The 24,311-nt window shown below is 59.8% G+C and carries 23 protein-coding genes and 1 pseudogene; 8 read left to right on the top strand and 16 right to left on the bottom strand.

Annotation, left to right across the window (positions count from 1 at the left end; genetic code table 11):
* Window positions 1-216: 216 nt before the first annotated feature.
* The 9 genes from H0P51_RS09780 to H0P51_RS09740 all read right to left on the bottom strand — a co-directional run bounded on the left by H0P51_RS09780 (window position 217) and on the right by H0P51_RS09740 (window position 8,952).
* On the bottom strand, window positions 217-849 hold the full coding sequence (locus H0P51_RS09780) for a hypothetical protein (protein ID WP_180918864.1): 633 nt from the start codon (window positions 847-849) through the stop codon (window positions 217-219).
* 203 nt (window positions 850-1,052) lie between these two features.
* Window positions 1,053-1,961 carry an MlaD family protein gene (locus tag H0P51_RS09775; RefSeq protein WP_180918863.1) on the bottom strand — a complete coding sequence of 303 codons (909 nt, stop codon included), beginning with the start codon at window positions 1,959-1,961 and terminating at the stop codon, window positions 1,053-1,055.
* Window positions 1,962-2,008: 47 nt separating this feature from the next.
* The gene (locus H0P51_RS09770; RefSeq protein WP_246398535.1) at window positions 2,009-2,977 is read right to left on the bottom strand and encodes an MlaD family protein; all 969 of its coding nucleotides are present in this window, start codon (window positions 2,975-2,977) and stop codon (window positions 2,009-2,011) included.
* Between the two features lie 26 nt (window positions 2,978-3,003).
* Window positions 3,004-4,128, bottom strand: a complete 1,125-nt coding sequence (locus tag H0P51_RS09765) for an MlaD family protein (protein WP_246398775.1) — start codon at window positions 4,126-4,128, stop codon at window positions 3,004-3,006.
* Window positions 4,098-5,066, bottom strand: a complete 969-nt coding sequence (locus H0P51_RS09760) for an MlaD family protein (RefSeq protein WP_180917718.1) — start codon at window positions 5,064-5,066, stop codon at window positions 4,098-4,100. The genes H0P51_RS09765 and H0P51_RS09760 overlap by 31 nt, the downstream gene beginning before the upstream one ends.
* The gene (locus H0P51_RS09755; RefSeq protein WP_180917717.1) at window positions 5,054-6,055 is read right to left on the bottom strand and encodes an MlaD family protein; all 1,002 of its coding nucleotides are present in this window, start codon (window positions 6,053-6,055) and stop codon (window positions 5,054-5,056) included. Before H0P51_RS09755 ends, H0P51_RS09760 begins: the two co-directional genes overlap by 13 nt.
* Complete coding sequence (locus tag H0P51_RS09750) at window positions 6,052-7,191, bottom strand: MlaD family protein (RefSeq protein ID WP_180917716.1); 1,140 nt, start codon at window positions 7,189-7,191, stop codon at window positions 6,052-6,054. The genes H0P51_RS09755 and H0P51_RS09750 overlap by 4 nt, the downstream gene beginning before the upstream one ends.
* A gap of 7 nt (window positions 7,192-7,198) precedes the next feature.
* Window positions 7,199-8,071 (bottom strand): MlaE family ABC transporter permease, encoded by an 873-nt coding sequence (locus H0P51_RS09745; RefSeq protein WP_180917715.1) that lies wholly within the window; start codon window positions 8,069-8,071, stop codon window positions 7,199-7,201.
* Window positions 8,071-8,952, bottom strand: coding sequence for an MlaE family ABC transporter permease (locus tag H0P51_RS09740; protein WP_180917714.1), 882 nt, complete (start codon window positions 8,950-8,952; stop codon window positions 8,071-8,073). The genes H0P51_RS09745 and H0P51_RS09740 overlap by 1 nt, the downstream gene beginning before the upstream one ends.
* A gap of 805 nt (window positions 8,953-9,757) precedes the next feature.
* Here H0P51_RS09740 and H0P51_RS09735 point away from each other — a divergent pair.
* The 3 genes from H0P51_RS09735 to H0P51_RS09725 all read left to right on the top strand — a co-directional run bounded on the left by H0P51_RS09735 (window position 9,758) and on the right by H0P51_RS09725 (window position 11,507).
* Window positions 9,758-10,042 (top strand): DUF732 domain-containing protein, encoded by a 285-nt coding sequence (locus H0P51_RS09735; protein ID WP_180917713.1) that lies wholly within the window; start codon window positions 9,758-9,760, stop codon window positions 10,040-10,042.
* Between the two features lie 290 nt (window positions 10,043-10,332).
* Window positions 10,333-10,809 (top strand): Rv2253/PknI dimerization domain-containing protein, encoded by a 477-nt coding sequence (locus tag H0P51_RS09730; protein ID WP_246398531.1) that lies wholly within the window; start codon window positions 10,333-10,335, stop codon window positions 10,807-10,809.
* A 110-nt stretch (window positions 10,810-10,919) separates the two neighbouring features.
* Entirely contained in the window at window positions 10,920-11,507 is a 588-nt protein-coding gene (locus tag H0P51_RS09725) for a hypothetical protein (protein ID WP_425489036.1), read from the top strand.
* A 279-nt stretch (window positions 11,508-11,786) separates the two neighbouring features.
* Here H0P51_RS09725 and H0P51_RS29315 read toward each other — a convergent pair whose 3' ends face one another.
* Window positions 11,787-12,149: an Rv1352/Rv1906c domain-containing protein gene (locus tag H0P51_RS29315; protein ID WP_484549465.1), complete on the bottom strand. Its 363-nt coding sequence runs from the start codon at window positions 12,147-12,149 to the stop codon at window positions 11,787-11,789.
* A gap of 2,199 nt (window positions 12,150-14,348) precedes the next feature.
* Here H0P51_RS29315 and H0P51_RS09715 point away from each other — a divergent pair.
* Both H0P51_RS09715 and H0P51_RS09710 read left to right on the top strand, forming a co-directional pair.
* The gene (locus tag H0P51_RS09715) at window positions 14,349-15,344 is read left to right on the top strand and encodes a TIGR03619 family F420-dependent LLM class oxidoreductase (RefSeq protein ID WP_180917710.1); all 996 of its coding nucleotides are present in this window, start codon (window positions 14,349-14,351) and stop codon (window positions 15,342-15,344) included.
* Between the two features lie 61 nt (window positions 15,345-15,405).
* On the top strand, window positions 15,406-15,867 hold the full coding sequence (locus tag H0P51_RS09710) for a Zn-ribbon domain-containing OB-fold protein (RefSeq protein ID WP_180917709.1): 462 nt from the start codon (window positions 15,406-15,408) through the stop codon (window positions 15,865-15,867).
* Between the two features lie 18 nt (window positions 15,868-15,885).
* Here the strand turns inward: H0P51_RS09710 and H0P51_RS09705 are convergent, their stop codons facing one another.
* From H0P51_RS09705 to H0P51_RS09695, 3 genes are all read right to left on the bottom strand, one after another.
* The gene (locus tag H0P51_RS09705) at window positions 15,886-16,665 is read right to left on the bottom strand and encodes an SDR family NAD(P)-dependent oxidoreductase (RefSeq protein ID WP_246398773.1); all 780 of its coding nucleotides are present in this window, start codon (window positions 16,663-16,665) and stop codon (window positions 15,886-15,888) included.
* A 195-nt stretch (window positions 16,666-16,860) separates the two neighbouring features.
* Entirely contained in the window at window positions 16,861-17,055 is a 195-nt protein-coding gene (locus H0P51_RS09700; protein ID WP_180917707.1) for a ferredoxin, read from the bottom strand.
* A 326-nt stretch (window positions 17,056-17,381) separates the two neighbouring features.
* A complete protein-coding gene (locus H0P51_RS09695) occupies window positions 17,382-18,584 on the bottom strand; it encodes an amidohydrolase family protein (RefSeq protein WP_180917706.1) in 1,203 nt (400 codons plus the stop codon).
* 117 nt (window positions 18,585-18,701) lie between these two features.
* Between H0P51_RS09695 and H0P51_RS09690 the strand changes: the two genes are divergently transcribed.
* Together H0P51_RS09690 and H0P51_RS09685 are read left to right on the top strand one after the other, a co-directional pair.
* Window positions 18,702-19,007: an acyl-CoA synthetase gene (locus tag H0P51_RS09690; protein ID WP_180917705.1), complete on the top strand. Its 306-nt coding sequence runs from the start codon at window positions 18,702-18,704 to the stop codon at window positions 19,005-19,007.
* Window positions 19,004-20,359 (top strand): TetR/AcrR family transcriptional regulator, encoded by a 1,356-nt coding sequence (locus H0P51_RS09685; protein WP_425488977.1) that lies wholly within the window; start codon window positions 19,004-19,006, stop codon window positions 20,357-20,359. Before H0P51_RS09690 ends, H0P51_RS09685 begins: the two co-directional genes overlap by 4 nt.
* 120 nt (window positions 20,360-20,479) lie before the next feature.
* On the opposite strand, the gene H0P51_RS09680 is transcribed toward H0P51_RS09685, so the two are convergent.
* From H0P51_RS09680 to H0P51_RS09670, 3 genes are all read right to left on the bottom strand, one after another.
* Complete coding sequence (locus H0P51_RS09680; protein WP_180918860.1) at window positions 20,480-22,012, bottom strand: class I adenylate-forming enzyme family protein; 1,533 nt, start codon at window positions 22,010-22,012, stop codon at window positions 20,480-20,482.
* A gap of 188 nt (window positions 22,013-22,200) precedes the next feature.
* Window positions 22,201-23,391: a thiolase family protein gene (locus tag H0P51_RS09675; RefSeq protein WP_180917704.1), complete on the bottom strand. Its 1,191-nt coding sequence runs from the start codon at window positions 23,389-23,391 to the stop codon at window positions 22,201-22,203.
* Between the two features lie 82 nt (window positions 23,392-23,473).
* A complete protein-coding gene (locus tag H0P51_RS09670) occupies window positions 23,474-23,932 on the bottom strand; it encodes a MaoC family dehydratase (RefSeq protein ID WP_180917703.1) in 459 nt (152 codons plus the stop codon).
* A gap of 92 nt (window positions 23,933-24,024) precedes the next feature.
* Here H0P51_RS09670 and H0P51_RS09665 point away from each other — a divergent pair.
* Window positions 24,025-24,297 (top strand): annotated as a pseudogene (locus H0P51_RS09665) (acetyl-CoA C-acyltransferase); the annotation flags it as partial.
* Between the last annotated feature and the right edge of the window lie 14 nt (window positions 24,298-24,311).

Here is a 24,311-nt window from a genome sequence, read left to right as displayed (position 1 = left end):
GCATTTTCGCCGGCTATGCGATGACTTACATTGTTCAGAACAGGATCGAGTTGCAATGGCGCGCAGCCATACTCAGCTCGCGCAGCGTCCAGTGACGACTGCAGATTCGACGGTGGCTCGGCGGCCGATACCGGCGAACAGGTGACTGCCGCGATGGTAGTTACCAGTGTGCTTACGACGGCGCGCGCCACAACTCTGGTAGCAGGCCGTCGATTTCTACTTCTGCCCGACGACCGAACCGATTCCGCCAACATCACTTATCTGCCAATCATGGTTGCTGTCAATGGTAATGCCATAGGTGGCGGTCGACTGCAGACCGTCTGGAGCTTGCACTGTCTTTGTTTCAACCCCTACAAAGGTATCGACAATGTAGATGCCGTTGGCATTTGACCGCACCTTAGCGGCGAGCGGGATCGCGGTTGAATTCCATTGCAGCGGAGTCAAAATCTGCTCCATCGACCTCCCGGCTTCATCGAGCTTAGTCTTCAGCTCAGGCGTTGTGCCTTTCACCAGGTTCTTTTTCCAGACGTCCAGGTCTCTGGCATCTATTTTTGCAGCGTTAACCGCGTAGTCGAGTGCAATCCGCTCAGCGTGGCTGTTGTTGGCGACTTGCCGTGCTTGTTCGTCGAGCTTTGCCCGTTCGCCGAGATATAACCACACCAATACCCCCACTGACGCCACCAGAGCGGAAACCAGCGTCGCCACCAGCAGCGTTCGAACCGACACCGATATGCGCCGAGCCTCTGCCTTGCCGGCCTTCTTCCGGTCGACCGCAGAATCATCAGCGGCATCATCAGCGGCAGCGGAGTCAGTGGCTTTGGCCGTTCCACTATCGGACTTGTTCTGCACGACAACGGTTTCCGGCTCGTCAGTGGCTGCATCAGCATTACCGGACTTGGTGATGTCAGCCTTTCCGCCATCGCGGCTTTCCCGCTCTGCAACCGTTCCCGACGACGCAGTGCCCTCCAGATCGGCTGGCTCGAGCCTTTCCCCCTCGTCAGCCATGCTGACACCTTCCTTGGTTTTCATCACCTCTTTGGCCCTCTCTAATTTTACGGAATCGGCACATGCAGCTCGACGGCGCCATCCTCGGGCACCGTCGCCAGCAGATTGCTCAGAATCTGGCTGCTGTCCAAGTTTTTCAAGGCGTTCGCAATCAACACCACGTTCGACGATGTCGCTTCACCTAACACCTTCAAGTCGGTCCCGCGGTCGTCCAAGAACTTCTGAATCCGGCTGACCAGGTCGGCCAATTGCGTAACCGTTGCGGGATAGATGCTCATCAAGAGCTCTTCGAGGGAGTGGCTCCAAACGATGTTGAATACCGGCCCGAGATCGCGCACGGGCGGGGCCGCTTCGGCAAGTGCGGGACCCACAAAGCCGGCATTGCGTAGCAGTACCTGGAAATTGTCGAGCAGTTCTGCGCCCTGACCCTTGAAACCGGCGACGGTGTTGCGGGTTAACAGACTGGCGCGCGCCAGGTTGGGCAGCACCGCCGCGGGGTCGGGGAGCGCCGCGTCAGCCTCGCCGACGACGCGACCAAGCTGTTTGGGGTCCAGCTGGTTCAGGACGCGCACGACACTGGTTGCAAGTTCAGTGATCGAGGGAGGTTGTTTTACCGCCTCTGATTTAATACGCTGCCCGTCACGAAAGAAGGGGCCGCCGTAACTTCGCGGCTCCAGTTCAATGTAGGACTCGCCGAGCGCGGAGAGGTTCTCAAGCCGGACGTCACTGTCGACGGGGATTTTGTATTGATCTGCGACATAGAAGTGGACGTTCGCGGTTGCCACCGAGGCGTCGATAGAAGTTACCTTTCCGACCGGCACGCCGCGGAGCAACACACTGGAACCGGCGACCAGGTTATTTGTGTCGGCCACCGCCATCGAGAGCGTTGTACGGTTCGTCGGCGGGGCTACACGAAGTCCCAGCGAAGCAAGGTATGCCACGAACACAGCGATCATCGCTATAAACGCGGCGAATGAAGCAATGACGGTTGCCGATTTCCGTGTCACGGCATCGCCCCGATCATCCGCAGGACCTCTTGGATGTTGCCAGATAGTTCCCGTCCGTCCGGGCCCTTGATCGACGTGATGTTGATCGCTGGATATCGCCGCTCCGGCAGGAAGTAGTCCGTGAATAAATGCTGCCAGCGGGGCACTTCTTCGTCGAAAGCCCATTTAGAATGCTGGAAAGCTTCGGCGGAATCAGCAAGCGCCGTTAGTGCCGGCGTGAGCCAGTATCCGTTGTAGTAGATCGTCCCGAGCGTTGGCACAATCGGCGCGAGATAGTGCGACAGAATGAAGTTGTGATGAAAATCCGTCACACCCTGCGGGGTAAACCAGCGCCCCAGCTCTGGAGCATTGGCTTCCAGCACATTAGCGGTTTCGGACACTCCCCTAAGCCACAGGTCGACATCGTCGATGTTTTTTGACACGTCAGATAAGTCCAACGCTACACGCGACGCCATCGCACGGATTTCCGGTCGAGGCGGGGTAATTCTATTGATCTTAATCAACGTGTTTTGCGCTCGCTGAATCGCACCGCTGCCGACAAAATTTGCCATGTTGGCAAGGGTGTCTTCCAGCTGCGGCGGAGACGTGGTGTGCGCGGCAGGGATCCGCCCACCGGCCCTCAACGGTGGCGCAGTGGGTAACGCATCCAGTGCGGCTTCGAGTGCAATGTAGGTGTCGCCGAGGACAGTAGCCTGCTGCATCACTGAATGGATGTCCGACGGAACGGCGACCCCGCTATCAATACGTGCTGTGACATCAACCCCGTGGGATGTAAGGGCTACGCCTTTAACCACACCCACTTTGGTGCCGTCCATCACTACCTTTGCGCGGTCAGGCAAATTGAGGATGTTCTCGAATTCGATAATGATGTCGTATCCGTGGCTGTAGCTGTTGCCGGGAATCGGTATCGCATTAACGTTGAGCGAGGCGCATGACGACAACAGCAGTACGGCCGCGACTGCCATTGCTAGCGCTGAGCGGGCTCTGCTTCTCATCGTCTCTGAACCTCCGTTAACACGTACTGCAGGAGCGCGACGTCCACGGCATGTGGTTGGCCGTTAACATCCGCGCAACTGCCCGGCATCGATGCATTCATCGCCCCACACAGGGCCAGTCCGTTCGGAGTGCTGATACGAAATATCGGTGGGCTCCACGCGATCGCATCGAACTCATGATTGTTGACATAAGACGAAAAGGTATTGATGAATCTCGGAACCGGGTTGAGAAGGTTCGCGATGCCCTTGTAGTGCGGGCTTAAGTGTCGTAGCGCGTCTCCGGCGGTGTCTAGTCCGAGTTGGATCTCGTCACCGAGTTCGACTTCCAGTTGGGAGGCCAGGAAGACGAGATCGCCGATTGGCTCGACGAGACCGGATGTACCAGCGAGGGTGTTCACCAGATACGGAGTGGTTTCTTTTAGTTCGAGCAGTATCTCTTTCAGCGGAGGCCGGGATTGCTTCAACATTTCTGTCAACTGGACTACGTTTCGCACGATCGAGCCGACGTCTGCAATCGCTTGGTCGGGATTATCCAGAAGGGACGACGACGTGATCAGTAACTTGTTTAGATTCGCCCCGTTGCCCTTAGCTGCCTCATCGACACCGCGGAGTGCATCTTGGATGTTGGTGGAACCGTGCGGGTTAACACCGTTGACGAAGTTTGTTGCCGCTCCGATCACCTGCGAGATGCTCAGCGGCGTGGCCGTCCGACTGCGGGGTATGCACTCATGTGCCGCCAGTCGCGGACCTGAGGAGTAGTTCCCCAGGAGTTCGAGCGCACGATCGGCAAGAATTGATGTCGACCGCGTCACTGCCATGACATCGCGCGGTATCGGCCGGTCTACGTTTATCGAAAATGCGACCTGAACACCCGTTTCTTCAGGGGTAATTTTGTCGACGGTGCCGATCTTGTAACCCATCTGGGTTACGGGATTTCCGGTGTAGAGTCCGACACTGTCCGACATGATTGCGCAGTATTGAATAGCGTGACGCCGCGGCTCGGCCCCGCATGAGGTGCCGCAAGCGGCTACCACCGCGACGGCAATGCACCCAATAGCCTTTCGCGCATAAGCCGTTGAGATGCCAAACATCAGCACGGGCTCCCGTGCGTCGGGATGCAGATGTCTGTCGCCAGCAGCTCGGGGCGAACGAAGTTGTTCTGTCTATCTAATGCACGCTCCATCCTGTCGTGTACTCGACCAAGTAGCCGTACGACCAGCCCATTCCGTGAAACTATTGTGCGAAATTCTCCTAGAAGGGATCGGATCTTTTCGACGAAATCTTGACGATGCGTGTCATACAGGTCGACCACCGGCTTCAGCATCTCGAGCACTCCCCCGATTCCTAAGATCGAGTCTGCAAAAGCTTTGCCTTCCAGAACCAGCGCCTGTTCGAGAATGGCTATTTTGCGAATATATTCTTGCAGCCGTTCGCGGTATTTGGTCAGCCTGTCAATGTACTCATCCGTGAGCTGCAGAATCTCGGTGATTTGCCCGCGTTGCCTCTCGAGCATGCTGGTGATTGCGTTGCCGGCATTGAGGACTGACGCGACGGAGTCGACATTGGTGCCACGCAGACCCTGCTGCAACTGGTCGATATTCTCCTCGATCGGCTTCGGTGCGACGTTTTCGGTTATCTTCGTTGTACCCGTAAGGGCTTGTATCAATGTGTAGGGCGTAGTTACTCGCTCCTTGGGAATGGGGCGGTCGCCGAGGGGCACATTGCCGAGCGGAATGACGGTGATGTAGTAACCACCAATCACGGTGAGCATGCGGACCTGGACTTGAGATTGATCGCCGATGAATGCGTTCTTGTCCACGCTGGCCCGCACCCGCACGTGGTTGGCCTCGAGCGACAGGCCCTCGACGGTTCCCACCACGATGCCGGCAATCCGGACGGTATCTTGAGGGCGGATCGATGCCGCGTCGTCCGTATAAAACGAAATGATCTGGTGGTTCGGCGGCCGGACGTAGACGTAGCCCACGACCGCGGCTGCAACGACGACGATGGCAAGGGTGATTGCTCCCAATAACCTTGGGCTCTGCGTTATTTCTGGCACAGCACCACCCGTTGACCTTGTATCAGTACATCCATGGCTTCGGGCAGTTGTGCCCGTCCGTGAGAACAGGGCACGGGTGCACCGTTCTCAGGTGGCGGTGGGATGTTGTCCCATATCACTGGCGTTCGCTTGAGCGCCTCGATGCTGGTGTAGACGTTTGTGAAAGCTCGATCAAGCGCCGTGTTGGCGTCGATCCCGGGCCTGACTCCTATTGCCGCAAGTAGACGCATCACCACTCGGGTGAAAGCCGGGCCGGATATTTGAGCCTTGCGGAACTCGTCCACTACTTGTAGCACCTGATTAATGGGCAACTCAACTTCATCCAAAATTTTGGTTAGATATTGAGATCGACCTTGCGTGTCTTCAGCCAGGGACGCGAGGTTCCTCACGATTGTGGAAACGACTTCCTGCCGATTAGTAACGAGTGCGGATAGTTTGTTGATGCTATCGAGCATGGGTCCGAGTCCGTTGCCATCGCCTTGGAGAAATGCCAACGCATTCTCGGTGAAACTGTTGATCTCCTCTGGGCTCAGCGTGGCGAGAACTGGCTGCAGCCCGTTAAATAGCACAGTTATGTCAAATGAGGGCTGCGTCATTGTGGTCGGCACATTGGTTACCAGATTTCCGCCCGAGTTTCCTTCGCTGGCGTTTCGCACATCGATATAACGCAGGCCCGTCAACGCTTGGTATCTAACTGCCAGTCGACTTACCGGCACGATGCTAAATCTCTTGTCCATGGTGAGACGCACTAACGCGATACTGCGGCCGCCTGATCGTTTAAGTTCGATGGCTTCGACTTTTCCTACGGCCACGCCGCGGACCCGCACATCGGCTCCATCGCTCAGACCCGAGACATCGGTGAATTCCGCCTTGTAGGTACGTGTTGTTGCGTCGACGGGTTGCTTGATTGCATTCGCGATCACGAACAGCAGTAGGGAACTGACGATCGAGGCGAGGACGAATCGCCAGAGCGCGGACCTAGCTTTCATTGATGACTGCCCGTCGCGAGGCCAAGAGGCGCGGCAACCCCGGGAACACGGTCCAAGATGAGCCGCACCTGCAGTGCGCGCTGCTCACCCGACCCTTCGTACATGCGCTCCAATCGTCGACGCATTTCCGTGATCGTGTAAGCAAAACTGTCCGGACTGAGGATTTTCGGTACCGTGTCGGCCAGGGTCCTTACACTTTCAAGCACGGGAAATAACTCATTAATATGGGATCCCTCCAGATACCCCACTCGAAGAAATAGATCCGTTTTTGCAATGTTCAATATCTGATCGTGAGAATACTCAAACCATTTGTCATTACTCAGATTTTCCGTAAACATCCGATACATCTCTTCGAGGTGTCTTTTTCGATTCTCATCCCATGTTGGATAGTATCTGTTCCTCTTTTTCACTGCTTCTAGATTAAAACCCGCATATCCGGTGTGATAGATATCCTTACCGGTGCCAATTATCGCGCTGAGAAAACCAGGAAACGCTACGCTAATGCCAGTCGCATTTCGCAAGAGTTGCTCGCTACTGACTGTCTGCACCTTCGCGATCGAATTACCTACGATGAGCGCGGTCTCGAGGAGAGGGTTGAGGCCATCCACGTATCGGGTCGAGCGCTCAATGACGCTGATGAGGCGCTGATTGAACACGCCATTGGATAGTTCCCCGAGGCGGTAAAGCAATGCCTGAAGGGAGAAGTTGCCTTCAGGTTTGACCTTGATCTGCATGCCGCTTTTCAGCGGGCGACCACCTTGCACGGGTATGATATTGATTGCCGTTACGCCGAAATAGTTTGATGGCCGGTAGTCAATTCCCATGGCGTCGGTAAGCCCGCGTGTCGGGTCCCGCTGCAAGTCTGTCTGCAACCGGACACCGCCTCCCGCGTTGTTCGCCACGGATACGACACGGCCGATCTTTACCCCGTGCATAATCACGGGAGTGTCGGCGATGACTCCGTGACCGACATACGCTGCCTCGATAACGACGGAGATGACGTTGCGCGGTCGGCTATCAAATGGTTTGGCCAGCAACAAGAATGTCGTCGTAATCACGAGCGCCAGGACCGCGATCGCCCCGACCCTGGTTAGGGTCCGCGTTTCCGACTCTGCGGAAGCATGAAGTATCGTCATCGCCCGCCTAGCCCTTGAAGACAAACGTTGGTTTCAGGCCCCACAACGCCACCGTCATGACGAAGTCGAGCGTCATCACCGCTACGAGACTCGCTCGCACTGCACGTCCGGAAGCTAGACCGACTCCCACCGGACCGCCCGACGCGAAGTATCCGTAATAGCAGTGAATTATTATTACCCCCGCACAAAACACGGCTGCTTTCGCCGTCGAATAGACCAAATCTGTTGGTGACAAGAATTCGACAAAGTAGTGGTTGAATGTACCGCCAGGTGCGTGATACGCGAAAAGCGTTACCCAGTTGAGGACTAGAAACGACGTGAGCAGCGTAAGCGCGTATCCGGGAATGACGCACAGCAACCCACCAACTAGACGCGTACCCACGACAAATGGTATGGGCCGCAGCCCCATTACCTCGGTTGCGTCGATTTCCTCGGCGATCCGCATCGCGCCAATCTCAGCCGTCATGCGAGCACCGGGCTGTGCTGCAAATGCAATTCCCGCAACCAGTGGCGCCATCTCTCGCCCGCCCCCCAAACTACCAATAATCCCTGCTAGCGGCCCCATGCCCATGATATTTAGCGTCGCCCATGCTTCAATCGACACCATCGTTCCGAGTGCCAGACCGAGGATGACCAGAACGCTGACCACCCCCCCGTCCACAACCAATGAACCGCGACCCCAGGCCAGATCAACCATTCGGGCCAAGGTTTCCTTGCGATACTTGCGGAGAGTCAACGGGAGGAGGTAGATGACTTGGGCGATAAAGACTACCCACTGCCCAACTCTCCGGAATTGGCCAAGTAACGCGAGTGAAAATTTCCGCCATATATGGTGATACACCGAAGGCGCATTGTCGCGTGCCGCTGTCTGAGACCCCATTATGCGACCCTCATAGGGAAAAACATTGTCTCTATCTGCGTAATCACGACATTAGCGATGAGAATGCAAACGACATTCAGTACGACGGCTGCGTTGACCGCATCGGCGACACCGCGTGGCCCACCCTTCGCTTCCATGCCCCGCATTGAGGACACAATTGCGGTAATTGCCGCGAATACGACTGCCTTACCGAACGCAAACCAGATGTCAGTCATCTTTGCGAATGCCCCAAAGGACAGCCAAAAGGTGCCCGGCGCCACATCGCTGATGTTGAGCGAAAGAATGAGTGACGCCGTCACCGAAGATGCGATGATGACCGAACACAAGACGGGCGCCAGAATTATCAAAGCCAAAAAGCGCGGGACGACGAGATAACGAACCGGATCGACTCCCATCACGCGTAAGGCGTCGAGTTCTTCCCGTATGGCCCGCGCGCCGATGTCGGAGGCGATTGCCGATGCAGCAGCACCACCCATGAGTAGGCCGGCAGTGATCGGCGCACCCTGGCGAACGATGCCCACCCCGCTCGCGGCCCCGACAAGTGAATTAGCCCCAACCTGATTAATCAGGCCCGCGATCCAGACTGCCACCATTGCACCGAAGGGAACCGCCATCAGGATCGCTGGTAAGGCTGTGACTTTGTACAACGTCCAGGCCTGGACAATGATCTCGCCCGCGCGCACGCGTCCAGCTATCGTGTCGCCGACGGCGTAGCGAACGACGTCGACCACCAACTTGGCGGTTCGCCCTATCGTTCCGACGGCGTTCAGCGGACGCATCCCCAATGCGACCACCGCCTTGGGTGGTCGCCAAGGCGCTTGCGCCGATTGCGGAGTCGGCGGCGATTGCGACCGCGCGCCAGTGAACGTCCCTGCGGTCATCAGCCTTGCCGGTACTTCGATAGCGGGCAGTGGTCGTCAACTTGACCGGCTTTGTTGATGAGGGCGTCGGCGGGGGCGGGGCCCGTCACTCGATGTTGTCCGCGACAACTGCCGATCGGGATTCGCGCAGGTAGTGGGCGACCTAACTCCCCAACCACTGTGACCTCCTCGGGGGTGCTGCGCTTTCAGTGACCTGTGCCACGCGGAGGATGCTACGCGGTAGAGTTGGAATTCTACAACTATTTCGCTAATTTGAGTCGGACGAAGCAATCGTCTGCTGTCGAAGGAGTTTCGGTATGACCAGCGTCCTCATCGGCGGTCTGCGCCCTCCCAAACCCTTCGCGTCGTACACCCCCGGCAGGACAGCCGTAGTCAAGGCCAGTCTCCAGCGCTACCCGGGCGATTTCGGAGAAGAAGTCGCCGTAATGGGGTCATTCCGAGTCGCGGGTAGACAGCCGCGTCTGGACCGAATGAGCCGTTGCACGGCGCACTTCCGGTGCAGCCACAAAGATCATGCAGGCGGCGGGATTGATGTCGCCGCCACGGCTGTCCGGGGTGAGCGCTGATGAGCTCCCCACGAAGCCGTCGATCCACCAACGGCGGCAGCAGTCTCCGATGTGTGTCTTCCGACCACACTCGGCGAATGTGCTTGCGGGCCAAACAATTACTCGGCCTTGTTGGCCGAGCCATTGACCGCTGTCGTGGTCCCAGAGCGGAGCGCATCCGCGCATTCAGAACCTACGGAGGGGCCACAGCAAAGCGACTTACCGGTGTGATAGTCGCCCTCCTAGCTGCGGCAGCGACAGTGGGCACGCCTGCCAATGCAGATAGCAGTACCGACTTTCTAGCCGTGGTTTCCAAGACGGGTATCAATGTCGGTGATTCGCCCGCCGATGTAGTTCTGACGCTGAGCAGAGGAATGCTCGCCTGCCGACTACTCCACTACGGCTATCCGACCGAAGTCGCGATACGAGAAGTTGGCTACGGCTTTCCCGACGCCACGCGGGCTCAACTTGTGAGCTTTGTAGACGCCGCCAAGGCGACGCTGTGCGAGCCTAACTTCAGACAGCTAAACCCGGGTGACTACTAGTGTCGCGCAGCGTGAGTCAGGATCCTATCGCCGAATTCGGCACCCAGCCGCGGCTGCGTCAAGCGGCGGTATGTGCTGCCGCCGTTCGTTTCCTAACCACAGTGGCATCGCTGAAAACGGTTGCTGCTAAGGCGCCGTGCGTTCGGTTCGTGGCGTGCAGCTACGACCAGCCACCATTGGCAGCGGCAGTTCAGTGAGGGGATGAAGGGAGCCTGATGCATCCGTCAAATGCACTCGTGCGCGCATCACTAGTAGCGGCGACCTTGCTCAGTGGAGTCCGTACAGCACCCTTGGCTCAGGCGGATAATAGCGGGTACGCCATCAACGGAACCTACGTCGCGACATCAGACGGCGCATTCGCCACCACGGACTATGCGTTTCACGACGAGGCTACGGTGACAAGCACCTGGACCATCACATCAACGTGCCCCGCCGCCGGACATTGCAGCGGACTGGTGAGCAGCGACCAGGGATGGAGCGCACCGCTTCGCATGGAGGGCAACGTCTGGTACGTCGAGCGCGATATTCCGAATTGGGAAACGTGCCTTGACGGATCCACGTTGGCTGGGCACCAGACCTTCATGTTCTATCCGGCCAACACAAACGGTGTCACCCAGATCGGATCGCCATATCTGGAAGGTAGGGACAAAACAGTGGGCGTCCGTGCCGCGTGTGGAATACCGCCGGTAGCCGATGCGCCGGCCTCGGGTAGCTACGGCAAACCGCTAACGATCGTGATGCCTTTCCGACTGGACAAAATTCGGTGACCGCGCCTGCAAACCGACGATCACACCAGTCATGGTCCGATATTCCAAGGAGGCACCAAATGGCGAGTGGGTCACGCCCGGGGCGCGGACCAAAGACTCTGGCGCGCTTGATCTATGGACTTCTGTGCTGTCTAGCGTTTCTGTATTCTGCACTTGCGACGCTCAGCGGTCGCGCCTACGCCAGCCCAACGGATCCGCCCGATCCGCCATTGCCTGAGGTAATCGTGCATGCGAGTGGTTGGCAGCCGAAGTTCCCGTTTCCCTATAGCGCCAACCGCAACGATGTGACGGACGCTGACATAACCGCGGAACGCGAGATGTGTCAGTGGTTTACAGCAGAATATAGGGAGCTAGTCCGTCAGATCGACAGGTTTGGCTACAACCTGCTCGAAGCTAGTAACGACTGGACTGTTGGCCAGATCCAGGCGCAGGCTGACGCCGTGGCTGCCAATATCGACCAGTCAGAAGCATTCCTCGCTCCGCGAGCCCAAGCCTTGACCCGAACCACGGATTTCGCCAACGACGAACACTTCTCCATCTACGAGGGGGAAGCGTTTTATCGGTTGTGGCAGCACCTCTCGAATGTCGGCGTCGGTATCAAGGCCCGCAATACCTCTTGGGTAAACGGTCCATCAGTGGAAAGGGTTAAGCACTGGGGTAGCCAAATTCACCGGTCGCACGTCTGCGATTCGGCGTGAGCTCATCTCCAGACTCCATACGCGCCCACATCTAGACGAGCCGTCGGCACGTGTTGCAGGCCACGCAACGAGATGCGCCCTGTCGGAACCCGTGCCGGGGACGGGCAGTCGGCGCGCCCACCATCTACCGGACGGAATGCGCCAAAGCAGGCCAAAGCAGTAGGATGAGTCCGGACGCGAAATACTCTGAATCAGATTGTCGCGCAAGTTATCCCGCGACCAGCAGAAATCGTAAGCCACGGGATTCGGTCATCAACCCCGACCGGGGTCAACGCGCTGCTACCACGGATTGACGTCGACACAACCAGTTAGCGGATAAATGCAGGTGCGAACTGGCGGCGCGATCGGCGTCGCTGGACGAGTCGCCGTGGTCCATGGTTGACAACCGTCAGTCGTAAATGTCGTGTCGTTGGGCGCTATTAACACGTATTGGGCCTCGCTCGACTCGCCCCGATCCGTCCCTCGCGACCATACGCAGGTACGACCCGCAGCGCCGCCTGGAGTGAAATAAAGTCCGGGCTGAATATCGCTGCCAACTCGGTAAGTTCCGTCGTGCTCGATGTACGAGGTGGGAGAACTTGCCGCTGGCGCAGCAAGTCCGACAGCCGCCGTTGCGGCGGCGACGAGCACTATCGCCTTCATAGGCGAAGGATACCCCGATCGTCGGCCACTCGGGCGACATTGACAAAGTAACATCACTAAACATATAACTGTTTAAGTGTCAGAGCCCGACGGTGGTTGCACCGGCTACTTGCGGGCAATCGTAGCGCCTCGCGGAAGTGACATCAGCCGATGGGTGGACAACCAAGACTGCGGCACAGGGGAATAGCGCAGACGTGCGCCGGGCGTACGCACGCATTGGTCCGCAGCCGAGGGCGCCGACGGCCGAAACACGCGCTCTCGTCTGCCGGTGGCCAGCCGCGCAAGGGAAGGCCCACACTCCGAAATCATGCGCGTCACTCCGTGGATAGTCGAGCAGCCATTCCCGTTGCTAGGCAAGCTCCCCCGTCTTTGGCAGCATTGCAACAGCGCATAGCCCGTGTACTGCGCGTCCCGCGGATCCTGCTCGACGTCACTGCGGCCGTACCAAATGCAGCGGTGGCCGCTCGCATGGCGCATGCAGTCCAGAGCCGGGCGTTGGTGGCCGCTGTGCTGACCGCCTGCGCGATAGGTGGAGGAGTCATCGTTGCGGGGCAACATTTCAAGCCAGCACACCAGCCGCATGCACTGGTTGCTAGCCACACAACACCGCGCTCATCTGGAACCGTGTCGAGTTCCTCAAGTCCACGGCCCGACCCCCTCAGGCAACTCACCGTTGCCGATGGACCACATACCGGCTCCGCGCCGCAAACAAGCGACGTGCGGTCGGAACCGGCGGCGCCGCCGCGGCACGATCTGTCAGTAGACGTCCAGGACCTGCCGGCCGCACAAAACGACCCGGACCTCGAGGCGGCATTGAACGACCTCGACAGGCAGGCGGAGCTGGACGAATTGCTTTGGCGACAGGCTGCGCCCGGTCACTCGCGTCCGCTTGCTCCCACCACTGGGCCCCCGGCGGGCCCGCCGTTAGGACAGCCGTCCAGCCCGTCATGACCCGCACCATCAGCCGCGCGCTGTCCTCATAAATCCAACTTGGCTGAGCCAAGGGCCACCTAGCTTCATTTCGAACAAGCGGAACGCAAGATGGGAGGACCATTGATGGCGCAGGCCAGCACCGCCGCAGCGCTCGTCGTGGGTGCGGCAATCATGGTAGTGACACCAGCTGGGGCGGGAGCCGATCCCAATTACGTGAGCGTAGCCGTCGGGTACCAGCCCAGTGGCGCACCGCAGGGTATGCCTTACGTCAGTGCGACTGCCGCGGGAGCAAGGCAGGGTGCGATGCAATCGTGCCAGGCGCATCTGTCCGCCTGTGCACCAGCAGGAACGAGCACACAGTGCATAGGAATTGCCACCGGGTTTGGCTCAAAGTGGATGGAAGCTGAGGGCCCGGACAGAAAGACGGCGGAGGCAAATGCGCGAGCCAAGCTGCTTGACCTGATGGCTGGCCTCCCTCTTCCCGACCCAACGACGCTAGACCCCGACACCACAGGCGCATGTGCATTCGATTAATTCCGCGCGTACGCCGTCCGAGTGAGTGGCGGCTGTCGGTTCCTGTCGGGAGGCCTCTAGTGGCGAAGGCGTACAACATCCGGTCGTTATTGAGCTGCGTCGTATTCGCTTGTGCCGCGGCGATGACGGTACATGGAGGTGCTGTCGCGGCGGCTGTTCCCTATCCCCTTCCGCCTGGCTATCTCAGCTCCTATGACCAGGGATACGACGCAATGGCCCGAATCGTCGGCTGGAAATACCATTTCACCCCATCAAGCCAGTTGAGCCCGCCGTGTTACGAAGAACTGAGAATCGCGCAGTCTAACAACTCCCCCGAAAGTGATGATGGATTCGTTGCAGGCTGCATCGATGCCGCCCGGCATGCACTGGGGATTTACTACCCCTGCGATCGCTTTGGCGACGACCCAGTATGCCCTCGGCGGCAATGAAAGATTCCCTGGACTCATCTCACCCACTCTCCATGACGATGCCAAGCATCACAGCGCGATGGCTCGTGAATGGTTGGCAATGCTGTTGATTACGTGGTCGGGCCTCATACGGTCGACTTGCGGAGAAGGCGAAGATAGGTATGACAATCCGTGCTGGCGGATCTGGTTGCGTACGCACCCGTGATCCAATAAATCCTTATATGGAAATATGATTATATAGTTGTGACATACAATCGTCCCAAATAGTGTCTCCGACTGCCGAGCCAGTGGGTGGAGAAATGTGCGTTGAGGAGTTGCAGAAGCAGTGAAGTTCTGTCTCGAGTACCCTAGTGACGTTCCAACCGCGACTGCGGATTTCATGTCTCCGGAGGCGATGATCCGAGTTGCGAAGGCCGCAGAATCAGCAGGATTCGACGGCCTTTGTCTCAGTGACCACCCGGCACCGTCTGCGAAGTGGCGGCACAGTGGCGGTCATGACACCTTCGATGTTGCCGTCGCCCTGGGCTTTTTCGCGGCGGCGACCAAACGGATCCGGTTGATAACGAATCTGTGGGTACTGCCGTTTCGCAATCCATATCTCAGCGCGAAGGCGCTAACGAGTCTCGATATCGTGTCGGGTGGCCGGTTGACCGCAGGGGTGGGAGCAGGCTATCTGCGCTCGGAGTTCGCCGCCCTCGGGGTTGCGTTCGACCGGCGCGCAGCACTTCTCGACGAGGCGTTGCACGCCTTGGTCGATATCTGGACTAACCCTGATCGTGGGTTCTCGGGGGAAGAGTTCACAGCACACGGTCCGATGTGGCTACAACGGCCTGTCCAGACACCACACCCTCCACTGTGGATCGGGGGAAACAGTGCAGCGGCCCGCAGGCGGGTCGTGTCGCACGGGCAGGGGTGGTGTCCGGTGATCGCCCCACCGTCGATGGCCACGTCCATTCGTACCGAAACAATCGACGGTGTACGCAGTTTCGAGGCTGCGGTTCGTCGTCTCGACGACCAGCTCGAGGCCGCTGGGAGGCGCCGTGGCTCAGTCGACATCCAAATAGAAGCGCCCAAGTTCGATTTCAGTAGCGCCGCGGCTACTGCCCATGCGATCGATGACCTGAACGAACTGTCGGATGCGGGCGCAACGTGGGCTCTCGTACACGTCGACGCGTCTAGCGTGAACGCTGCACTTGACTATATCGCTGGCTTCGCTGAAACGGTTGCTCGCGAAACGCACGGCCGCACCGAGCACCGAAAGCCGCCAAATGAGTTCAAGAGTCCCGTCGACCCGACGGGCTCGATGTCGGCGCCGGCATGATAGCCCGTCGAGAGCCGTTCGCTGACCCGGTGAGTATGGCGACCTTCAGGAGGTTCGATTCATGACAGCCGACTTGAAATATCAACGGCCGCTGCTGCGTTTGGCTCCAACGCCGACCACAGAGTCACTGGCTTTCTGGACGGGCGGCGGGCGGGGAGAGCTTCTGGTCCACCGCTGCCATGCTTGCAGGCACTTCTTTCATCCGCCCGCGCCGGTTTGTTGGCGTTGCCGCAGTCGCAATGTTGCGCCGGAACCGATTTCGGGACGGGCGAAGGTCGCTGCACACACCGTCAACCGACAGCCCTGGATCCGTGGATTCGAACCGCCCTACGTGGTGGCCATGGTGGAGCTTGACGACGAGCCCGACGTGCGATTGATCACCAATATCGTGGATGTCGACGTCGACGGCGTCTACATCGGTATGCCGGTCGAAGTATTCTTCGAGGAATGGCCCGTATCGGGCGCTAGTGAAAGCCGGGTTTGGCTCCCACTCTTCCGTCCCGTGGGCGGCGGTTCCAGCTGAGGGCCTTCGCCGCGGCACTCACTGCACCGGTGCGAGTGTCGGGACGTGAATCTTGACGCTCAGTCCACCGTCTACGACTAGGCATGCGCCAGTGATGAATTCGGCATCATCTGACGCAAGAAACACGGCGGCTGCCGCGACATCCTCAGGTCGTCCCGTACGCGTAAGGATCGACTCGCGCAGCGCCTTGCCAAACTCAGGATGAGCATCAAGTGAGTTTGCGATATCTCCGGACATCACGAAGCCGACGACGAGAGCGTTAACCCGGATACCGTCGGCGCCATAGTCGACAGCGATCTGGCGCGTAAGGGCATTCAGTGCACCCTTGGTCGCCGAATATGCGGGTAATCCAGGCGCCCCTTGGATTGACGTCGCGGACGAGATGGTCACCACCGAACCGCCCCCCGAGTCGCGAATCACCGGTAAGGCGTGGCGATAAGCGTGCACAGTGCCGACGAGCCCAACATTAATGATCTGCGCGAAGCGCTCGGCGCTCAGGTCGGCAACGGGCTGGTCGAAGCCGATTCCCGGGGTGACCATCTCGGAGGGTGCGGCGTTATTGATCAGGGTGGTTAAGCCCCCGAAGTTCTCGACGGCGAAACGAACCGCTTCTTGCACATCGTTTTCCACTGCAATATCCATGGGTGTGAACGCCGCACGCCCCCCGCGCTCCCGAATCGCGGCCGCAACCCGCCGCCCGTCGTCTGTGGATCGCCCCGTGACGACGACACTGGCTCCCTCGGCCGCGAAACGCTCGCATATTGCCTGGCCGATCCCCCGAGTGGATCCAGTTACCATCACAACCTTATTCCTCACACGCACCGTTGTCCTCCGTCGCCGCTGTTGGTATCGCTGCATGCTCACGGTACCGAAATTTATCTAAATAGTTAGTGCTTTAAGCTAGCTATTTGGGCGCACTGGGCACCTTGCCAAAGGCCGCGAGTGCGGGCACCCGTTCACGACGATGGCCCACACGTCGGACGACACGTGTCGTCAGCCCTCGTCAAGCATCAACGCTGCTTCCGGACATGCGGCGACGCCTTCGCGAACCCGCTCCTGCTCGTCGGGTACCACTTCTCGCTCCTCGAGGATGCAATAACCAGAATCGTCGATAGGGAACAAGTCGGGGTCGACGGCATAACACTGTGCATGACCAGAGCACTTCGTTTGGTCGAGACGGACCTTCACGCGTTCTCTCCTCTCTCACCCGGACGGCGCGACACGTACTGGACGGCCGTAAGATACCAGTAAATGCTTAACTGTTTATTGGATACCCGGACAGTCCGGCTGCCTCTTCCAGCCCGACGGCGCCGTCCAAGCGACGCCACACATGTTCACTCGCCTCGTCACGTCCAAGCGGGTTCCGAAATGCATCCGCTACAACCCGATCACCGTTGGTTCGGTCGCCTCGGAGCGCATCTTGCGGCCGGTCAGGCCGCGAGCCGGGGAGTAAACGGCGCGCGAGGTGCCGCTCGCAACGAGTCTGCGGGCCAAACGACGCAATTCGATGGATATTAGAAGGCAGTCAGTTCGCGATCATCGGCTGATGCGCGCGGGAAGTTCAGCATCCGCCGGGCGTTGTCCTCGACGATCAGCGAGCACTCATCATCCGGAACGTCGGCCAATACCTCCGCGGCACGCTTGCGCGAGTTCGGCCAGTTCGAGTCGCTATGCGGGAAGTCGATCTCAAGCATGATGCGGTCGATACCGATGTCGTGGCGGTTCTTGAGCCCATGCTCATCATCGATGAAGCAGCCCCAGAAATGTTTGCGGAAGAGGTCGGACGGCCGGATATCGAAATCGATCGGTTGGTAGTAGCGGTGGCGCTCCCACACGAAATCGCATCTCTCCGTGATATACGGAACCCAACCGATACCACCCTCGGCAAGGGAGAACTGCAAGTCTGGGAACTGCTGCAACTTCCCCGAGAACAGTAGATCGACGGTGCTCCACATCAAGTTGGTGGCAAAGAGCGCTATGGCGACCGCGAACGGCGCGTCCGGCAGCGCGTTAGCTATTTCTGTCTCGGGTTTCAAAGCGGCATAGTCAAAGCCTGGCACGAACGACCCGGAGCCGAAGTGCAACGAAACGGGCATCTTCGCATCCGAGCACACCCGCCATAGGCCGTCCCAGTGATCCGAATGGAAAGACGGAAGACCCATCGGTACTGGGCTATCCGGGAACGAGACCGTGCGCGCCCCCTTGGCGGCGACCCGCTCGGCCTCGGCCACGCACGCCTCAGCATCCCATATCGGCAGGATAGCCATTGGGATAAACCGATCCGGTGCGGTGGTGCACCACTCATCGATGTAGAAGTCGTTCCACGCCTTCACACACAACTGCGCGAGTTCCATGTCGTTTGCGCGCTGGAATGTGCTCGCAGCGAAGCCGGGGAAGGACGGGAAGCACAGTGCTGCCTGCACGCCATCGAGATCCATATCCGCGACGCGAGCGACAGGGTCATAGCAGCCGGGGATCATGTCCTCGTAGCGGACCGGGTCCATGCCCCACTGCTCACGCGGCTTACCGGCCACCGCGTTGATTCCGATCGTCGGATAGACCTGGCCGTCGTAGCGCCAGGCATGCTTGCCGTCGACTTCGATGATTTGGGGACCTGCCTCGCGGAACTTTTTCGGCAGTCGATCCTGCCAAACGCGGGGGTGTTCGATCAGGTGGTCGTCCACCGAAACGATCTGGTGGTGGTCTTGCAGTGGCACGGCGCCTCCCTCGAGTCCGAGTTGACGTCTTACTTTCTGACGTCTGGTCTCATAGGATAGAGTGTTAAAGCCCAAAACGTCTACCTGTTTATATCGTTATATGTTTAGGGGTATTGCGTGTCTGGTCCCACGAGCAACGCCAACCGGCAGAAGATCGACGAGGACGATCACGACCTGCTGACCTTCGGTGAGGCGGGTGAGCGTCTGCGCATCGAGATCAACCGAACGGCAGCCACGGTCGAGCGGCTCCGAGAGACGGGATCGATTCAAGAAGTGGAAAAAGCCATCAAGCGGCTCGCGGCGCTGCGCGCCGCCGCTGTACGCAACCGCGCCCAGGCGATCAACGACGCGAACTTCGAAAAGTTCTTCGGCTACCAAGGCAAAGCGAAACGGAATCTCCCAGGTCCCGGCCCGGCCGGGTGACCGTCGTCCGGCCCGATACGGCTCGCCTGGCCGCTGCGTCGCAAGGTCCGCCGGTAGCGCGCCGCCCCGGATACGCAACGCCGGCCAACGACGGCGTTGGGCATAGGGGGCTGTGTACGCGAGAACAAATACTAGCTTCCGCGGCAAAAGCGTTTTTGCGCAATGGCTTCCATAGCACGTCGCTGGATATGATCGCGAAGGCGGCCAACGTGTCCCGCGCAACCGTCTACCAGTACTTCGCCAACAAAGAGGACATCTTCCTTGCGCTCAGTAAGGCCGCCTCCCGCGACGTCCTGAGTCTCGGTGGCCGACTTGGTCGACTAGGTCCAGATCCGGAGGGCGTTGCAGCGCTGTTCTCCTGGCTGAAAGACTGGGCGGGTATCTACGACGCCCACGCCGCCGTCTTCGCCGAATTCCCCGGTATCGGAACATCCCGCGGACTGGCGATAGGTGACGTCCGAGCGGAGGCAGCGACATTCACCAGCCAGGTCGAAGCGCGCCTGAGGACGGCTGACCTGAGAGGCCTGCACCCCTACGATGCGACAGCGGCCCTGACGCGGATCACGCACATGGTCCATGTCTACCGGTCGCGGGCGATGTTCCCCCTGCCCGCGACCGGCATCTACGAATCGTTAACACTCGCCCTGCAATTGATGCTGTTTCCAGACACCCCCGAACGCACTTTTCGTGAGGTATTGAGAGCGTTGCGGCCTGCCCGCTCCCCGATGCTGCAATCGAAGGCTGATGCGCAGCATGACCGACCGATCCCCGATGTCAGCCTCGGACCGACGTCGCCGGTGCGCCAAGCCGTGTTGCGCACCAGTTCCGCGTTGTTCGCCGAAAGCGGCTACCACGCGGTGGGCATGACAGACATTGCCGCATCGGCCAACATCAGTCGCGCTACCCTCTACCGCTACTACAGCACCAAACACACAATTCTCGCGGAGCTGACCCAGCGGGCCGTCTCCGACGTCGAAAGGCTGGCTGGAACGCTGACGCGGGGAGGTATCGGGGCCCTCACGGAGTGGATCGCTGACTACGTTCGCTTTCAACGACAGGCACGCGGGGTCACCCGCGCCTGGTTCGACGGCACAGTGGCCACGCAGCTGTGCGAGGCGCCGGTCAGGCACGGGGTCTCAGCAATCTATGGGGCTGCCAAAGGCTTGCTTGACACCGTCGACTTGCCGGCAGGCATGGATCTGGACGTGGCCGCGGTGGTGTTTCTCGCTGTTCTCGGCCGGATGACCGAACCCACCTTTGTCGGGGGCGCCGAATGCGATGCACGCGCGGCCCGCCTCATGATGGACTTGCTTACTCGCTCGATCTTGCGGTCGGTCCCCCGGCCGCTTTAGGCAGTGCCCTCCGGTAGAGGATGCCGACACAGGACCTCGTCGCAAAGCCCTACCCCCCACGGCCCTGGCCGAGTTGATGCAGTTCAATTTTCGACTGAGGCGGTCACCGCAAATCATGTCTCAATTGTTCGCCAGATCCCCGCGAAGACGCTTCTTATCCACCTTTCCCGTCGCGAGCAGCGGCAATTCCGTGGTCACCACCAGTCGCCGCGGCACCTTATACCCAGCCAGGCGCTCGCGGACAGCCCGCTGGATCTCCTCCAACGTCACTGACATGCCGTCATGCGCGACGACAACGGCGCAGACCGCCTCTCCCCATCGGTCGTCGGGAATTCCGATCACCGCACATGCCGCGACACCGGCCACGGTGTTGACGGCATCTTCGACTTCGGGTGAGTACACATTCTCTCCACCCGAGATGACAACATCCTTCTTGCGGTCGACCAGGTAGAGAAGCCCCCGCTCATCAATGCGGCCGATGTCGCCGGTGTGGCACCAGCCGTCTCTCAACGTCGTCAGCGTTGCCGCGTGATCGTCCCAATACCCACGGAACAAGGCGTCGGAGGTGACGACGATCTCGCCGGTTTCGCCGGTGGGCATCTCAACGCCGTCATCATCGACAATGCGCACCCGAGTGCCGGGGAAAGGGTAACCAACCGACGATAGAGCCCGATCGGCGTCCGGTCCGCGCAGCGTGTGAAGCTCGCGAGGTAGTCCGGACACGATTGCCTCGGTTTGCCCGTACAGGTTGAGGAACCCGACTCCGGGCAAGGCGCCCAGGGCCCGCTGCAAGGTAGCTTTGGACATCGGCGCGGCCGCGTAGACGATAGTGTGCACCGATGCCATGGCCGAGATGTCGGTTACCTCGTCGAGCAACGTCTTGACCATGACTGGCGCCAAGTGCAGCACGGTGATTCGCTCGTCGGCGATCAGCCGAACTGCCTCGGCTGCGGCGAACTGTTGTTGGAGTACTACGGTTCCGCCCCTGGCATGCAAACCCGCAATGATGGCAAGCCCACCGACATGAAACATCGGCATGTTGATCAGCCCCCGATCGCCACTGCCACATCGCATTTCGCCGTTCATGGTGAGGGCCACTCGACGCAGCTCCTGCTGTCCGAGGATGCAGCACTTAGATGCGCCGGTGGTGCCGCTGGTAAACAGCAGACACGCGATATCCCCGGGGTGCGCAACGAGTTCAAGAACCTCACCCTGCCCGCTGTCGAGGAAATCCTCGTACGTCGTTTGGCCGGCGTGGCGCTCCCCGCCGATAGTGACCACGCGCGGCGACGGCGACGATTGCGCACCGAACCCGGCAAGCGCCGGGACGAACTCGTCGGCACAGAACACGAGCGACGGGCTCACCCGAGCCAACGCGGCGCGCATCTCGACCGGCGCTAGCCGGAAGTTGATCGTGGCCATGATCACACCGCTGAGCTGAGTCGCGGCGATCAACTCACCGAATTCGATGCTGTTGCGGCTGAGCACAGCAATGCGATCTTGGTGCCGGACACCCGCGCCCACCATCGCTGATACCAACCGCACAGCCCGCTCGCGCAGCTGCGCATGGGTCAGGCTGCGTCGGCCGTGCCGGTAGGCGGGGACGTCGGTGAACCGGACCGCGTTGTCGGTGACGATGTCACCGAGCGTCATATCGGTGAGATCCGCGCGTATCGTCAACGCACCTCCATTCGCATCACAGGGATCATATTTCGCACGCCAGCCCGGCAATGGCCACCATCGTGACCGAGTGAGGCGGAGTGCGTCCCGACTTCGATAATGATTTTCACTGGGCGATGTAGCGACGACAACCGACGGTCATGATCGGGGTCGGCTCGCGGCTACTGACTGCTGAGCAGCATCGACCCAGCGATCGGTCCGCCACCCACGGCAACAGCGACTACCTCCGGGGTTTGCGGAGCCTGCCTGTCACCACCCTCGCCCCACATCTGGATGCAGGCCTCGTGCAGAAATCCCATCCCATGCAACCGACCCCCTGAAAGCTGGCCGCCGCTGGTGTTCAGCGGGAGTGGCCCGTCGAGGGCGATGTGGGAAGGATCGTCGAGAAACTGCCCGACCTTGCCCCGCTCGCAAAACCCCAGTGCCTCCAGCCAGACGACCGTTAGGAAAGAAAAGCCGTCGTAGAGCTGCGCCATGTCAACGTCAGCCGGCGACAGGCTGGTGTTCTCCCACAAGGTGACACCCGAGTCGTGGGCCGCCATCGTCGTGATGTCCGAGCGTTGGTCCCAGGTGGCGCGTTCGAATATCCCTGGCCCGACGGACTCGACGGTCAGCGGCTGCCGGGGCAATCCGGCCGTGGCATCACGCCGCGAGACCACTACTGCCGTGGCACCATCGCACGGCACATCACAGTCATAAAGGCACAACGGCTCAGAGACCATCCGCGCACCGAGGTAGTCATCCATCGTCATCGGTTGGCGGTAGACCGCGTCCGGGTTGCGTCCGGCGTTCGTCCGCGCGTTGATAGCGATATGGCCGAGATGTTCGCGGGTGAGGCCGAATTCGTGCATGTATCGCTGCGCGGGCATCGCCAGCCAGTTCGCCCCCGACAGCGCACCGTAAGGTGCGACCCACTCGAGGTGCGCCGGCAACCTTCCACCGCTGTACAACACCGAAGCGCGTCCGCCAGCCTGCTCGGCGGCAGTCGACTCCCACACTGAGCGGAACACCACGACGTGGTTAGCCAAACCCAGGCTCACCGCCATACACGCTTCGATAACCGGTCCGACCTGACCCGCGGTCTCCATCGCCGAGATGTACCAGCGCGAGCGCAAGCCCAGCGCATTGCGGACATCGTTAATGTTGGCACCGGAGAACCCAGCGTCAGACATACCCGGTCCGGGATAGCTTGCTATGCCGTCGATGTCGTCGACACTCAGCCCGGCGTCGTTGATCGCGCGCTGCACGGCTTCGAGCGTTAGGTCCAGGCCAGTTCGACCGAGGCGCCGACCCACTTGCGATTTGCCAGCGCCGGTCAAGACCGCTCTGCCGTCGAACGGGCCTCGGGTCATGCTGGTGCCTCCCCTATTGCGACGTCAGCGCTCGACTCCGCTAGGCCGATCGCTGAACCGCTCTGATGAGTGAGTACCGGCATCAGAACACAAACCGCGCGATCAAATCCGCGACCGCAGCCGGCTTATCGGCACCTTCGATCTCGACGGTGTGCCGCACGATCAGGTTCACGGTGTCGGCGGCGACCTGGGCGGCGTCGACAAGGTGAGAACGCACCCGGATCCGAGTGCCCGCCCTTACTGGGGACAAGAACCGAACCTTGTTCAGGCCGTAGTTGATGCCCATCTTGGAGTTTTCGATGCGGTAGTTGTCCTTACTCACACCGGGAATGAGCGAGAGCGTGAGAAAGCCGTGTGCGATCGTTGCCCCGTAGGGACTCTCCCTTTCCGCCTTCGCCACGTCGACGTGTATCCACTGATGATCCCTCGTGACTTCGGCGAACGAGTTGATGAGGCTTTGATCGACCTCCACCCATCGGCTGACGCCCAAATCCTCGCCCATCGTCGCCAATGCTTCGTCGATGGACTTGATCACTTTCATTTCAGCTCCTCTAACCGAATATACAGATAATTATTTAATGCTATATGGTGGTTCATGCTACGTGACAATCCCCCAACAGATCTTGGAGACACATGCTCCCATCGACTTCCAGGGCAGCGATCGTGGCGGCTGCTTGCACACCGATCGGAACAGCGCGACGCGCAACGATGGCTGGCGCTGCGGCTGTGGAACTCGAGAAGCCTGTCGTCGAGCGGTCGGGACGTGAGCCCGTCAATCGCCAATGCGCGCCGAGCCTGTCGGCGATCGCCGTTGGCGCCGCCCAGATCGCCGCGGGTATGGGTCAGCGTTTCCTCGCAGGAGAAATGGAATCATGCTCGACCGCAACGCGTCTGCCGAAGCGAAAGACTGGCGGCGGTCT

The sequence above is a fragment of the Mycobacterium vicinigordonae genome, assembly GCF_013466425.1.
GTDB lineage: Bacteria > Actinomycetota > Actinomycetes > Mycobacteriales > Mycobacteriaceae > Mycobacterium > Mycobacterium vicinigordonae.
This window is presented reverse-complemented; position numbering and strand designations above follow the sequence as displayed.